At 70.2% G+C, this 12,794-nt stretch carries 13 protein-coding genes; 2 read left to right on the top strand and 11 right to left on the bottom strand.

Translation table 11 applies throughout. The annotated features are described in order from the left end of the window. Nucleotides 1–46 precede the first annotated feature (46 nt). The 9 genes from rseP to R9Z33_RS18550 form a co-directional block, all read right to left on the bottom strand. Nucleotides 47–1,168, bottom strand: coding sequence for an RIP metalloprotease RseP (gene rseP / locus R9Z33_RS18590; protein WP_318648052.1), 1,122 nt, complete (start codon nt 1,166–1,168; stop codon nt 47–49). Between the two features lie 5 nt (nt 1,169–1,173). Next, a complete protein-coding gene (gene dxr, locus R9Z33_RS18585; RefSeq protein WP_318648051.1) occupies nt 1,174–2,358 on the bottom strand; it encodes a 1-deoxy-D-xylulose-5-phosphate reductoisomerase in 1,185 nt (394 codons plus the stop codon). After that, nucleotides 2,349–3,161 (bottom strand): phosphatidate cytidylyltransferase, encoded by an 813-nt coding sequence (locus R9Z33_RS18580; protein ID WP_318648050.1) that lies wholly within the window; start codon nt 3,159–3,161, stop codon nt 2,349–2,351. The genes dxr and R9Z33_RS18580 overlap by 10 nt, the downstream gene beginning before the upstream one ends. Then, entirely contained in the window at nt 3,161–3,901 is a 741-nt protein-coding gene (gene uppS / locus R9Z33_RS18575) for a polyprenyl diphosphate synthase (RefSeq protein WP_318648049.1), read from the bottom strand. The genes R9Z33_RS18580 and uppS overlap by 1 nt, the downstream gene beginning before the upstream one ends. Beyond that, nucleotides 3,901–4,476, bottom strand: coding sequence for a ribosome recycling factor (gene frr / locus R9Z33_RS18570; protein ID WP_318648048.1), 576 nt, complete (start codon nt 4,474–4,476; stop codon nt 3,901–3,903). The genes uppS and frr overlap by 1 nt, the downstream gene beginning before the upstream one ends. Nucleotides 4,477–4,489: 13 nt before the next feature. Then, nucleotides 4,490–5,215, bottom strand: coding sequence for a UMP kinase (pyrH, locus tag R9Z33_RS18565; protein WP_318648047.1), 726 nt, complete (start codon nt 5,213–5,215; stop codon nt 4,490–4,492). A 139-nt stretch (nt 5,216–5,354) separates the two neighbouring features. Then, nucleotides 5,355–6,266 carry a translation elongation factor Ts gene (gene tsf, locus R9Z33_RS18560; RefSeq protein ID WP_318648046.1) on the bottom strand — a complete coding sequence of 304 codons (912 nt, stop codon included), beginning with the start codon at nt 6,264–6,266 and terminating at the stop codon, nt 5,355–5,357. A 24-nt stretch (nt 6,267–6,290) separates the two neighbouring features. Next, nucleotides 6,291–7,079, bottom strand: coding sequence for a 30S ribosomal protein S2 (gene rpsB / locus R9Z33_RS18555; protein WP_318648045.1), 789 nt, complete (start codon nt 7,077–7,079; stop codon nt 6,291–6,293). Nucleotides 7,080–7,216: 137 nt separating this feature from the next. Beyond that, nucleotides 7,217–7,765 carry a phosphonate metabolism protein/1,5-bisphosphokinase (PRPP-forming) PhnN gene (locus tag R9Z33_RS18550; RefSeq protein ID WP_318648044.1) on the bottom strand — a complete coding sequence of 183 codons (549 nt, stop codon included), beginning with the start codon at nt 7,763–7,765 and terminating at the stop codon, nt 7,217–7,219. A gap of 76 nt (nt 7,766–7,841) precedes the next feature. Here R9Z33_RS18550 and R9Z33_RS18545 point away from each other — a divergent pair, with 76 nt between their 5' ends. After that, nucleotides 7,842–9,629 carry a gamma-glutamyltransferase family protein gene (locus tag R9Z33_RS18545; protein WP_318648042.1) on the top strand — a complete coding sequence of 596 codons (1,788 nt, stop codon included), beginning with the start codon at nt 7,842–7,844 and terminating at the stop codon, nt 9,627–9,629. 235 nt (nt 9,630–9,864) lie between these two features. Here the strand turns inward: R9Z33_RS18545 and R9Z33_RS18540 are convergent, their stop codons facing one another. After that, nucleotides 9,865–10,614 carry an SDR family oxidoreductase gene (locus R9Z33_RS18540; protein WP_318648041.1) on the bottom strand — a complete coding sequence of 250 codons (750 nt, stop codon included), beginning with the start codon at nt 10,612–10,614 and terminating at the stop codon, nt 9,865–9,867. A 127-nt stretch (nt 10,615–10,741) separates the two neighbouring features. Between R9Z33_RS18540 and R9Z33_RS18535 the strand changes: the two genes are divergently transcribed. Then, nucleotides 10,742–11,785: a C-terminal binding protein gene (locus R9Z33_RS18535; RefSeq protein WP_318648040.1), complete on the top strand. Its 1,044-nt coding sequence runs from the start codon at nt 10,742–10,744 to the stop codon at nt 11,783–11,785. Nucleotides 11,786–11,822: 37 nt separating this feature from the next. Here the strand turns inward: R9Z33_RS18535 and R9Z33_RS18530 are convergent, their stop codons facing one another. Beyond that, nucleotides 11,823–12,794, bottom strand: coding sequence for a Bug family tripartite tricarboxylate transporter substrate binding protein (locus tag R9Z33_RS18530; protein WP_318648039.1), 972 nt, complete (start codon nt 12,792–12,794; stop codon nt 11,823–11,825).

Here is a 12,794-nt window from a genome sequence, read left to right as displayed (position 1 = left end):
ATACCCTCAGGCGCCTGGGGAAGCCACCCCGGGAGTTTCGTCTTCTTCATCCGATCCACCCCGCAACCCAGCGACCGATGCCGCCATGGGCAATATCATTCCAGGTTGCAAACAGAAAAAGCCCGATCAGCACGGCGAAACCGGCCCGGAAGCCATATTCGAGCGCCCGGGGCGGCAAGGGACGGCCGCGAATCGCTTCCGCCGCATAGAACATGAGGTGACCACCATCCAGCAGGGGAATCGGGAAGAGGTTCAGCAGGGCCAGGCTGACCGAAAGCAGCGCCATCAGGTTCACCAGCGGCACGATGCCAAGGGTCGCGGCCTCGCCTGAGACCTCGGCGATACGGATCGGCCCGCCCAGCTCCTTCGGGCTGCGCGTGCCGGCGAACATCTCGCCGATGCCCACCAGCGTCTGCCAGCTCACATCCACGGTCTGGGTGGTGCCGGCCCAGAGGGCCTCGAGCGGGCCCAGCCGCTCGAACTGCGCGCGCCCGCCCTGGATGCCGAGCACGCCGACCGGCGGCGAATCGCCCCGCGCCTGGGCTGCCGGGATCGCGGTCAGGGTCAGCTCGCGCCCCTCGCGGTCCACGCGCACCTGCACCTCCTGGCCCGCGCGGGGTTGGATGTGGCGCTGCACCTGGTCGAAGCGGGTGATGCGCTGCCCATCGAGGGAGAGGACCACGTCGCCCGGCTGCAGCCCGGCGCGCTCGGCCGCCGAGGCGGGAACCACGGCGGAGATGGTGGCGAGGCCGCGCGGCACGCCGTGCGTGGCGAAGAGGCCGGCGAAGAGCAGGATGGCCAGCACGAAATTGGCGACAGGGCCGGCGGCCACGATGATCGCACGGTCCCGCACCGGCTTGTCGTGGAAGGTCTCGCCCGCGCGCTCGGGCACGCGCTCGGCCTCGGGCGTGTCGTCCAGCGGCGACTGGCCGTGCAGCTTGACGTAGCCGCCCAGCGGAATCCAGGCGAGGCGCCATTCCGTGCCGCGCTTATCGGTCCAGCGCAGCAGCGCGCGGCCGAATCCGATGCTGAAGGCATCCACATGCACCCGGCGCCAACGCGCGGCGGCGTAGTGGCCGAGCTCGTGGAAGAAGATCAGCACGCCCAGCACCACCAGGAAGGCGATGATGGTCCGCGCGGCGTCGGGCAGGAAATCCAGCAAGGTCAACTCCGTCAGGCGGCCGCGCGATGGGCGGCCAGGCCAGTGGCGATGTGGCGTGCCGCACGGTCCAATTCCAGCACGGCATCAAGATCCGGCACGCCGCGCCCGGCCAGGGCCGTCATCGTGTCCTCGACCACCGCGGCAATATCCAGGAATCCCAGGCGCTTCTCGAGGAAGAGGCCGACAGCCACCTCATTGGCCGCGTTCAGCACGCAGGGCGCCCCGCCTTCGGCTGCCAGCGCCTCGCGGGCGAGGCGCAGCGCCGGGAATCGCGCGGGATCGGGCGCCTCGAAATCCAGCCGGCCGAGTGCCGCGAGGTCGAGGCGCGGCACGTCCACCGCCATCCGCGCGGGCCAGGCCAGGCAATGGGCGATGGGCGTGCGCATGTCCGGCGAGCCAAGCTGCGCGAGCAGCGAGCCGTCGCTGTATTGCACCATGCCATGAACGGTGGATTGGCGATGGACCAACACCTCGATCCGCTCGGAGGGCACGGGGAAGAGGCGCGCGGCCTCGATCAGCTCCAGCCCCTTGTTGAACATGGTGGCGCTGTCCACGCTGATCTTCGCCCCCATGGACCAGACCGGGTGGCGCACCGCCTGCTCGGGCGTCACGCCCCGCATCTGGGCCAGCGGCCAGTCGCGGAAGGGCCCGCCCGAGGCGGTGAGGATGATCTTCTCGATCACGCGCGGGTCGCGCGGGTCGAGCGCCTGGAAGATGGCGTTGTGCTCGGAATCCACCGGCAGGAGCGTCGCCCCATGGGCCGCGGCGCGGTCGAGCACGAGCTGCCCGGCGCAGACCAGGCTCTCCTTGTTGGCGAGCGCCAGCGTGCCGCCGCGTTCCAGCGCCGCCATGGTGCTCTTGAGGCCGACGGCGCCGACGATGGCGGCCATCGTCCAGTCAGCCGGGCGGCGCGCCGCCTCGATCACCGCCTGGGCGCCGGCCGCGGTCTCGATGCCGGTGCCGGCCAGGGCCTCCTTCAGCGCGGCGTGGCAGCTCTCATCCGCCACCACGGCCAGCTCGGCCCGGTGGGCGCGCGCCTGGGCGGCGAGCGTCGCCACGTCGCGCCCCGCCACCAGGGCGCGGACCCGGAACTGGCCGGGCTGGGCCGCATCCAGCAGCGCCATGGTGCTGCGCCCGATCGAACCCGTGCTGCCGAGCACGGTGACGCTGCGCGCCGAAGTCTCCGTCACACCCATCTCCACACATGAATTCCCGGCCCGGAGGCCAGGCCGATCAGGGCCGCGACCGGGGCGGCGGCCAGCACGCCGTCCAGCCGGTCGAGCAGGCCGCCATGTCCGGGCAGGAGCCCGGACGAATCCTTCACGCCGAAGCGCCGCTTGATCCAACTCTCAAACATGTCGCCGGTCTGGGTGGCAAGGCCCAGCAGCACGGCGACCATCGCGATGGTGCCGAGCGGCGCCGGCCCGCCGAGCGCGAGAGCGGCGCCGAGCCCCACCAGCATGGCCCCGAGCAGCCCGCCCAACGCGCCCGACCAGGTTTTGTTGGGGGAAATGCGGGGGGCGAGCTTGGGGCCACCCAGGAAGCGCCCGGTGAAGTAGGCGGAGATGTCGGAAGCCCAGACGACCAGGAAGAGGAACAGCACATTGCCGCGCCCCGCCGCCCCGTCATGCCGCAATTCCAGCAGGGCGATCCCGGCGATCCCAATGTAGAGCACGCCGAAGCCGAGCCAATGCGCGGGCAGGGCGCCGGCCATCCGCCAGGCCAGCACCGCGCCCACCGCCACCACGGCGAGGCCGGCCAGCGGCAGGTTCACCACGGCGCAAAACGCGCCCACAAGCACCGGCCCTAGCACCAGTGCGCCCGGCAGGCGGCGGGAGGAGCCGCCGCAGAGCCGCACCCATTCCCAGCCAAGTCCCGCCACGCAGAGCAGCATGAGGGCCGACCACCAGGCGCCGCCCACCCAGACGCAGAACAAGGCCGCGGGCGCGATGATGGAGGCGGTCAGGACGCGCGCGCGCAGGTCCGCGAGCTGGGCCATCAGCCGGTGCGCGCGCCGAAGCGCCGCTCCCGCGCGGCATAGGCGGCCAGGGCCGCGTTGAAATCCTCGATGCCGAAATCCGGCCAGAGGACGGGCTGGAAGATCAGCTCCGCATAGGCGGCCTGCCAGAGCAGGAAGTTCGAGATGCGCTGCTCGCCCGAGGTGCGGATGATCAGGTCCGGGTCGGGCATGCCGGCGGTGAAGAGGTGCCGCTCGAAGGCCGCCTCGTCCAGCTGGGCCGGGTCCAGTTCGCCATGCTGCGCGGCCGCGGCCACGGCACGGGCGGCGGCCAGGATCTCGGCCCGCGCGCCGTAGGAGATCGCCATGGTGAGGTTGAGGCGCTGGCCGCCGGCCGTGACCTCCTCGGCCGCGAGCATCGCCTTCTGCGTCTCCTCGCCGAAGCGCGTGCGGTCGCCGATGACGCGCAGGCGCACGCCCTCCTTCGTCAGCTGGTTCACCTCGGCGCGAAGGTAGTGGCGCAGCAGCAGCGTGAGCTCCTGCACCTCATCCGCGGGGCGGGACCAGTTCTCGGAGGAGAAGGCGAAGAGCGTCAGCCAGGAGACGCCGCCCCGGATCGCGGCCTCGATGGCGCGGCGCGCCGCATCCGCGCCGGCGCGGTGGCCGAGGGCGACGGGAAGCCCACGCGCCTGGGCCCAGCGGCGGTTGCCATCCATGATGATGGCGACATGCTGGGGCGTCTCCGCCCCCGCACCCGCCACTGGAGCCGGGTGCGCGCTCATCAAACGGTCTTGATGTCCTTTTCCTTTTCGGCGAGCAGGACATCGATCTTCTTCACGTATTCGTCGGTCAGCTTCTGGACCTCGTCGGACCAGCGCTTGGCGTCATCCTCGCCGATCTCGGACTTCTTCTTCCAGGCCTGGATCTGCTCCATGCCATCCCGGCGCACGCCGCGGATCGCGACCTTGGCCCCCTCGGAATACTTGGATGCCGTCTTGGCCAGCTCATTGCGGCGCTGCTCGGTCAGCGGCGGCAGCATGACGCGGATGGTCTGGCCCTCCGCCTGCGGGTTCAGGCCGAGGCCCGAATCGCGGATCGCGATCTCGACCGCCTTCACCACCGAACGGTCCCAGACCTGCACCTGCAGCATGGAGGGGCCGGCGACCGAGACGTTGCCCACCTGGGCGAGCGGCTGGTTGTTGCCATAGGCCTCGACGCGGATCGGCTCCAGCAGCGAGGGGCTGGCGCGGCCGGTGCGGAGCCCGCTGAACTCCTTCTTCAGCGTCTCCAGGGCGCCATCCATGCGGCGCACCAGGTCGGTCTTCAGGACCTGTCGGTCGGGTGGGGGAGCGGCCATGATTGTCGGACTTTCAGGGCGTGTCGGTGACGGTGGTGAAACGGCCTTCGCCGCGGATCACGGCGGTGAAGGCGCCGGGTTCGTGGATGTTGAAGACGATGATGGGCAGATGGTTCTCGCGCGCGACCGAGATCGCCGCGGCATCCATCACGGCCAGGTCGCGCGAGAGCATCTCGAGGTAGCTCAGCGTGGTGTAGCGGGAGGCGTCCGGGTTCTTGCGCGGGTCGCTGTCATAGACGCCGTCCACCTGCGTGCCCTTGAGCAGCGCCTGGCAGCCCATCTCGGCCGCACGCAGTGCCGCGGCCGTGTCGGTCGTGAAGAAGGGATTGCCTGTGCCAGCCGCGAAGATCACGACGCGGCCCTTCTCCATGTGCCGCATGGCGCGGCGGCGGATATAGGGCTCGCAGATCGAGCTCATCTCGATGGCGGACTGCACGCGCGTCTGCACGCCGATCTTCTCGAGCGCGGACTGCATGCCGAGCGCGTTCATCACGGTGGCCAGCATGCCCATGTAGTCGGCCTGGGCGCGGTCCATGCCTGTCGCGGCACCGGCGATGCCGCGGAAGATGTTGCCGCCGCCGATCACCAGCGCGACCTCGACGCCGAGGTCCACCACGCCCTTGATGTCCTGCGCGATGGCCTTCACGGTGGTGACATCCAGCCCATAGGCGCGGTCGCCCATCAGGGCCTCGCCCGAGACCTTCAGCAGGACGCGCTTGTAGCGGGGCGGTTCGCTCATCTTGGGGCCGGTTCCTTGGCGGTTGGTGCGACGATAGCAGGGGGGCGGGTCGCCGCAAGCGCTCGCGGCCACCGGAAGGGCGGGCCCGCCGAAAAAGGGAGGCCGGCCGGACCATGTGGCCCGGCCGCCCCCGTCACCGTCAGGAAACGCCGGCGGTGGCGGCCACTTCGGCCGCGAAGTCGGAGACCTGCTTCTCGATCCCCTCGCCGAGCTGGAAGCGGGTGAAGCCGGTCAGCTTCAGGCCAGCCTTTTCCACCACGGCCTTCACACGGCTCTCGCCGTCATGCACCCAGACCTGCTCCAGCAGCACCACTTCCTCGTAGAACTTGCGGATGCGGCCTTCCACCATCTTCTCGATGACGGCGGGCGGCTTGCCAGAGGCCTGGGCCTGCTCGGTCAGCACGGCCTTCTCACGCTCGAGCGCGGAGGGCTCGACGGCGGTGATGTCGAGCGCGGCGGGGCGGGTCGCCGCGACATGCATGCCGATCTGGCGGCCCAGGGTCTCCATCACCTGCATCTCGTTCTCGCCCTCGAGGGCGACGAGCACGCCGATCTTGCCGAGGCCCGGCTTCACGGCGTTGTGCATGTAGGTGGCGACGGCGCCCTTGCTCACGCGCAGCACGCTGGCGCGGCGGATCGTCATGTTCTCGCCGATCGTGGCGATGAGCTTCGTCAGCTCTTCCTGGGTGCTGTGCTGCGTGCCCGGATAGGTCGCGGCCTTCAGCGCCTCGATGTCCTCGCCCACGGAAAGGGCCAGGCCCGCCACCTCGGCGACGAAGTTCTGGAAGCTCTCATTGCGCGCAACGAAATCCGTCTCGGCATTCACTTCCACCATCGCGGCGACGTGCGGGCCGGAGGCAACGCCCACCAGGCCCTCGGCGGCCACGCGGCCGGACTTCTTCGCCGCGGCGGAGAGGCCCTTCTTGCGCAGCCAGTCGATCGCGGCCTCGATGTCGCCACCGCTTTCCACCAGCGCCTTCTTGCAGTCCATCATGCCGGCACCCGTCGCTTCGCGAAGGTCCCGGACCAGGGCAGCCGTGATTTCAGCCATCGTTTTGCTCCTTCTTGCGGTCGCTCAGGCCTGGGCCGCGGGGGCTTCTTCGGCGGCGACCTCGATCGCCACTTCCTCGGCCACCGGCTCGGCCAGCGCGCCGACGTCACGGCCCGAGGCCTGCATCTCGGCCGAGATGCCGTCGAACACGGCGGCGGCGATCAGGTCGCAATAGAGGTTGATGGCGCGGATCGCGTCGTCATTGCCCGGGATCGGGAAGGTCACGCCGGTGGGATCGCAGTTGCTGTCCACCACGGCCACCACGGGGATGCCCAGCGTGTTGGCCTCCTGGATGGCGAGCTTCTCCTTCACGACGTCGATCACGAAGATCATGTCGGGCAGGCCGCCCATCTCCCGGATGCCGCCCAGAGCGCGGTCGAGCTTGTCGCGCTCGCGCGTCAGCATCAGGATTTCCTTCTTGGTCAGGCCCTGGATGTCGCCCTGCAGGCGCGCGTCCATTTCCTTCAGGCGCTTGATCGAGCCCGTGATGGTCTTCCAGTTGGTCAGCATGCCGCCGAGCCAGCGGTGGTTCACATAATACTGGCCGCAGCGCGTCGCGGCCTCGGCCACATACTCGGCCGCCGCCTTCTTGGTGCCCACGAAGAGAACGCGGCCGCCGCCGGCCACCGTGTCACGCACCGTGCGCAGCGCGCGCTCCAGCATCGGCACGGTCTGCTGCAGGTCCAGGATGTGGACCTGGTTGCGCACGCCGAAGATGTAGGGCGCCATGCGCGGGTTCCAGCGCCGCGTGTGGTGGCCGAAATGCACGCCCGCCTCGAGCAGCTGGCGCAGGGAAACTTCTGGCATCGCCATGTCGAACTTCCTTCCGATTCAGTCCGGTTGAGCCTCCGCGGTGCAAACCTCGGCCGAAGCCGAGACCGGACCCTTGCCGTGAGGAAGGGAGCACCGCGTGTGGATTTCCGCCGGGCCCATGCCCTGCGGTGCCCGGGCTATGGCCGAATTCCGCCCGGAAGGCAAGCAGCGGCCACCGCTTCCAGTGCGGATCTGAGGCGCGCCGTGCCGGCCTCCACGGTCCCATCATTCACCACGCGGCGCACGTCGAGCGCGGGGGGCAGGGGCACTTCCCGGGCAAGCCGCGCGGCGATGGCCGCGGCATCCTCCCGCCCGCGCCCGGCGAGGCGCGCGGCCAGCAGGGCAGGGGGGGCCGTCACCTCGATCACGGTCAGCGGGCGCAGCGCCGCCGCCTCGAGCAGCACCGCGCGCGAGAGGCTGAGCACCACGACGCAGCCGCCCGGAGCCTCGGCATGGCGGATGCCGTAGCCCAGCCCATGGGCGCGCCAGTGCAGGAGGAACTGGCCGGCCGCCAGTGCCGCCTCGAACGCCGCGGGCGTCAGCGGCTCATGCGCCTCGCCGCCCGGGGTGGGCAGGCGGGTCACGCTGCGCCTGGCGAAATGGAAGCGCGGGTCGCCCGCAAGCTCGGCCTGCGCCGCCGCCAGCAGCGTGTCCTTGCCAGCGCCTGAGGGGCCGGCCAGCGCCACCCAGGGGCGCGGCCCTCCCGGTTGACCGAAGCCGGCAACTTCCCCCAGATCACACAGCATCCAAAAAGGTCATCCCATGTTCACCACCCGCCCCGAGATCGCCGGCACCTTCGGCGCGGTCGCCACCACCCATTGGCTGGCGAGCCAAGTCGGCATGGCCGTGCTCGAGCGCGGCGGCAATGCCTTCGACGCGGCCGCCGCGGCAGGCTTCACCCTGCAGATCGTGGAACCGCACCTGAACGGTCCCGGGGGCGATTGTCCCATCATCCTGCACGATGCCAAGCAGGGTCGCGAAATTGTCATCTGCGGCCAGGGCCCGGCGCCGGCCGGGCTGAGCGTCGGCCTCATCAAGGGCCAACTCGGCCTCGACATCATGCCGGGCACCGGCTTCCTGCCCGCCCCCATCCCCGGCGCCTTCGACGCCTGGGCCACCATGCTGCAGAACCACGGCACCTGGCGCCTGCGCGACGTGCTGGCCTATGCCATCTCCTATGCCCGCAACGGCGCGCACATGGTGGCGCGCATCTGCCAGACGGTCGCCACCGTCCGCCCGCTCTTCGAGGCGGAGTGGACCAGCTCCGCCGCGCTCTGGCTCCGCAATGGCGGCCCGCAGCCCGGCCAGCTCTACGCGAACCCGACTCTCGCCGACACCTATGAGCGCGTGCTGCGCGAGGCCGAGGCCCCCGGCCGCTCGCGCGAGATGGAGATCGAGGCCGCACGGCGGGCCTGGTACGGCGGCTTCGTCGCCGAGGCCGTCGAGCGTTTCGCCCGCCAGCCCGCCATGGATACCTCCGGCCAGCGCCATGCCGGCGTGATCACCGCGCATGACATGTCGCAATGGCGCGCCGGCATCGAAGAGGCGGTGCGCCTCGACTACCAGGGCACCACCGTCCTGAAATGCGGCGCCTGGAGCCAGGGGCCGGCCATGCTGCAGACCCTTGCCTTGCTGGCGGATTATGACCTCACCGCCATGGACCCGGTGGGCCCCGACTATGTTCACCACGTGACCGAGGCCATGAAGCTCGCCTTCGCCGATCGCGAGGCGTTCTACGGCGACCCGAACTTCGTGGAGGTGCCGCTCGCCACGCTGCTCTCGCCCGAATACGCGGCGCTGCGCCGGAAGCTGATCGGCCATGACGCCTCGGTGGAATTCCGGCCGGGCAACCCGGATGGCCTGCCGGTGCGCGGCGTGGACTATGCAGCCGCCGTCCGCCGCTCCGAGCAGATGGCCATGGCCGCCGGCACGGGCGAGCCCACCGTCTCGCGCCTCGGCGCCGCGGGCGGCGACACCTGCCACATCGACATCATCGATCGCGATGGCAATTTCGTGAGTGCCACGCCTTCCGCCGGCTGGCTGCAATCCTCGCCCGCCATCCCCGAACTCGGCTTCTGCCTGGGCACGCGCTGCCAGATGTTCTGGCTGGACGAGACGCTGCCCAATGGCCTCAAGCCCGGCAAGCGGCCCCGCACCACCCTCTCGCCTTCCCTCGTGCTGCGCGAGGGCAAGCCCTGGATGAGCTTCGGCACCCCCGGTGGCGAGCAGCAGGACCAGTGGCAGCCCATCATGCTCACCCGCATGCTGGCGCATGGCTTCAACATCCAGGAGGCGATCGACCTGCCGTCCTTCCACTCCGAGCATTGGGTCAGCAGCTTCTGGCCGCGTGGCGCGAAGCCCGGGAAGCTCGTCCTGGAAGGCCGCTTTGCCCCCGAAGTGCTCTCCGCCCTCCGGGCGCGCGGCCATCGCGCCGAAATGGGCGGTGACTGGAGCGAAGGCCGCCTGACCGGCGCCCGCCGCGAGGCCGACGGCCAGATCTTCGCCGGCGCCAACCCGCGCGGCATGCAGGGGTATGCCGTGGGGCGGTGAGGGTTGCCCCGAGGAGGGCGCTGCCCTCCCGGACCCTCCCGCCAGGGGCGTGTCGCCCCTGGACCCGCCGACAGTTCGGCCTTGGGCGGGAAGGGGGCGTGGCGGCTGCTCCCGTGACACGGGAGCGCCATGCTCCCTCCCTCCCAAGGCCCAGTCCCAGCTTCCAAGGGCCTCTCGGCCCTTGGCGGGTTGCGGTTGGGGAGGGCCGGCCTCCTCCCCAGGGCACCTCACCGCGTCACAGCTTGCGCTGCATCTGCGCCAGATAGGCGCGGTTGCGGGTGGGCGTGATCAGCACTTCGTTGATGCAGACATGCGGCGGCTGGCTGGCCAGGAACTTGATCAGTGCGCCGCAATCCTCGGGCTGCACCATCTCGGCCAGTTCCTTTTCCGAGAGCTTGTTGGGGCGCTTGTCGAGGATGGGCGTGCGGACCTCGCCCGGGCACATCACGGTGCTGCGGATGCCGTTGCCGCATTCCTCCATGTTCAGCGAATGGCTCATCGCGACCACGCCGTGCTTGCTCGCGGTGTAGCCGGCGCCGCTCAGCGGGCTGACGAAGCGCCCGGCCATCGAGGCGGTGTGGATGAACAGCCCGTCCTTCTGCGCGCGCATGATGGGCAGGGCTGCCAGCACGCCGTGAAAGGCGGAGGTGAGGTTGCCGTCCACCAACTCCTTCACGCCCTCGGGCGAAAGGTTGCTCCAGCGGCGCTCGGTGATGTTGACGCCGGCATTGTTCACCATGACGTCGAGGCGGCCGAGCTTCTGCTGGATGAAGTCCGCCACCTTCTGGACGGCGCTGGCCTTGCCCATGTCGGCCGCCTTGACGTGGGCGGTGCCGCCGATCGCCTTGATGCGGGCGGCGACGGCGTCGAGCTTCGCCTTGGTGCGGCCGGTCAGCACGACGGTCATGCCCATCTCGGCGAGGGCGACGGCGGCTGCCTCGCCGATGCCGCTGCCCGCACCCGTCACCCATGCAACCTTGGTCATGGCGATTTCCTCCCTTTGATTGGTGCTGAGCAGTCTGCCGCAAGCCCGCCCGCTGGCAAGCCCGCGGCCTTGCCGCCTGCCGGGGCGCATGCTTGGCTTGCGGCACAATCCAGGGAGGCCAACGCCAATGGCGAAGTTCCGCATCGTGACGCCCGCGGGCGCCAGTTTCACCACCGCCGGTGGCGGCTACGAGCTCGAGATGGAGGCGCTTCAGGGCCTCGACGCCGAGATCGTGGAGGCACCGACCGACACGGCGGGCTTCATCGCCGCTGCTTCCACGGCCGATGCGATCTACGCGAAGGGCATCCCCATCACCGCCGAGATCATCGGCGCGCTGAAGAACTGCAAGGTGATCAGCCTCGGCTCCGTCGGCGTGGACAGCGTGGATGTGAAGGCGGCCACGCGCGCCGGCATCCCCGTGACCAACGTCCCCGACACCTTCATCGAGGAGGTGGCGGATCATTGCATGATGCTTCTGCTGGCCACCTTCCGCCGCGCCATCGAGCAGGACCGCATGGTGCGCGAGCATCGCTGGAAGGAAGGCCGCCCCGCGCTGCTGCAGATCCCGCGCCTGATGGGGCAGACGCTGGGCTTCATCAGCTTCGGCCGTGTGGCCCGCGCCGTGGCGAAGCGTGCCGCGCCCTTCGGCCTGCGCATGATCGCCTATGACCCCTTCCTCGATGAGACGCTGATGAGCGAGCACGGCGTGCTGCCGGCGACGCTGAATGAGGTGATGAGCCAGTCGGACTTCGTCTCGATGCACGCGCCGGCGCGGCCGGAATGCACGAAGATGCTGCAGGAGAAGCACTTCCGCCTGATGAAGAAGAGCGCGATCTTCCTCAATGTCGGCCGCGGCCCCACGGTGGATGAGGCGGCGCTGATCAAGGCGCTGAGCGAAGGCTGGATCGCCTATGCGGGCCTCGACGTGCTCGAGGTAGAGCCGCCCTCCCACAACAACCCGATCCTCAGCATGGACAATGTGATCCTCTCCGCGCACACGGCCTCGGCCTCGGCGCGCTTCGACGAGGCGCGCAAGCGCCGCGTCGGCAGCGAGCTTTCGCTGGTGCTGCAGGGCAAGTGGCCGATGAGCTGCGTGAACCCGGCGGTGCTGCAGAACACCAAGCTGCAGCGCTGGCAGCCCGTGGGCCTCGGCCGCGGCCCGAACAGCTGAGGAAGGCGCGGGTGATCCGGCAAGGCCGGATCACCCCTCAATCCAGCACGATCCCGCGCGCCTGGATGATCTGCGACCAGCGCCGCCGCTCCGTCTCGATCATGCGGGTCAGGGCGGCTTCGTCGCGCAGGGGCTGGATCAGCAACCCCAGGCCGCCGAAGCGCTCCTGGAAGGCCGAATCCCGCTGCACGGCGGCCAGCCCCTCGCGCAGCCGGGCCTGGACCGGCTGAGGCGTGGAACGCGGCGCGGCGACGCCGAACCAGGTGGTGGCCTCGTAATCCGGGAAGCCCAGCTCGGCGATGGCGGGCACCTGCGGCAGCACGGGCACTCTCTCGCGCGTCGTCACCGCCAGCGCGCGCAGGCGACCGGCCTGCACCAGCGGCAGGGCTGTCAGGATCACGTCGAACATCACCTGCACGTCGCCCGCCATCAGCGCGGTCAGCGCCGGGGCACTGCCGGGATAGACGACGTTTTCCAGCTCAATCCCCGCCGCACTGCGGAAGAGTTCGGCGGCGAGATGGATCGGGTTGCCGACGCCGACACTCGCGACGTTGAGGCGCCGCTGCCGAGCCAGGGCGACGAACTCGCCGAGGTTTGCGGCCGGCAGCGTGGGCGGCACGACCATGAGCAGCGGCGTCTCGACCATCGCGGCCAGGAGTGTCAGGTCGCGGTCGGCATCATAAGGCAGGCGGCGATAAAGCAGCGGGTTCAACACCATGCTGGCGCCCGAGGCCATGAGCAGGGTGTAGCCATCGCCGGCGGCCGTGGCCACCGCCTGGGTGCCGATGATGGTATTGGCCCCCGCCCGGTTCTCCACCACCACGGGTTGGCCCAACTCGCGCGAAAGCCGTTCGGCGATGAAGCGTCCGAGCTGGTCCGTCACCCCCCCCGGCGCATAGGGCACGACGAGGCGGAGCGGGCGGGCGGGCCAAGCCTCCTGCGCGCGCAGCGCGGGGGCCGCCAGCGTGGCGGGCAGCGCCAGGGCCGCGCGCCGGGTCAGCGGTGCCAT

This window comes from Sediminicoccus rosea (assembly GCF_033547095.1).
Lineage (GTDB): Bacteria > Pseudomonadota > Alphaproteobacteria > Acetobacterales > Acetobacteraceae > Roseococcus > Roseococcus rosea.
The sequence above is the reverse complement of the archived record's forward strand: the minus strand, read 5'-3'. Positions and strand labels throughout refer to the sequence as shown.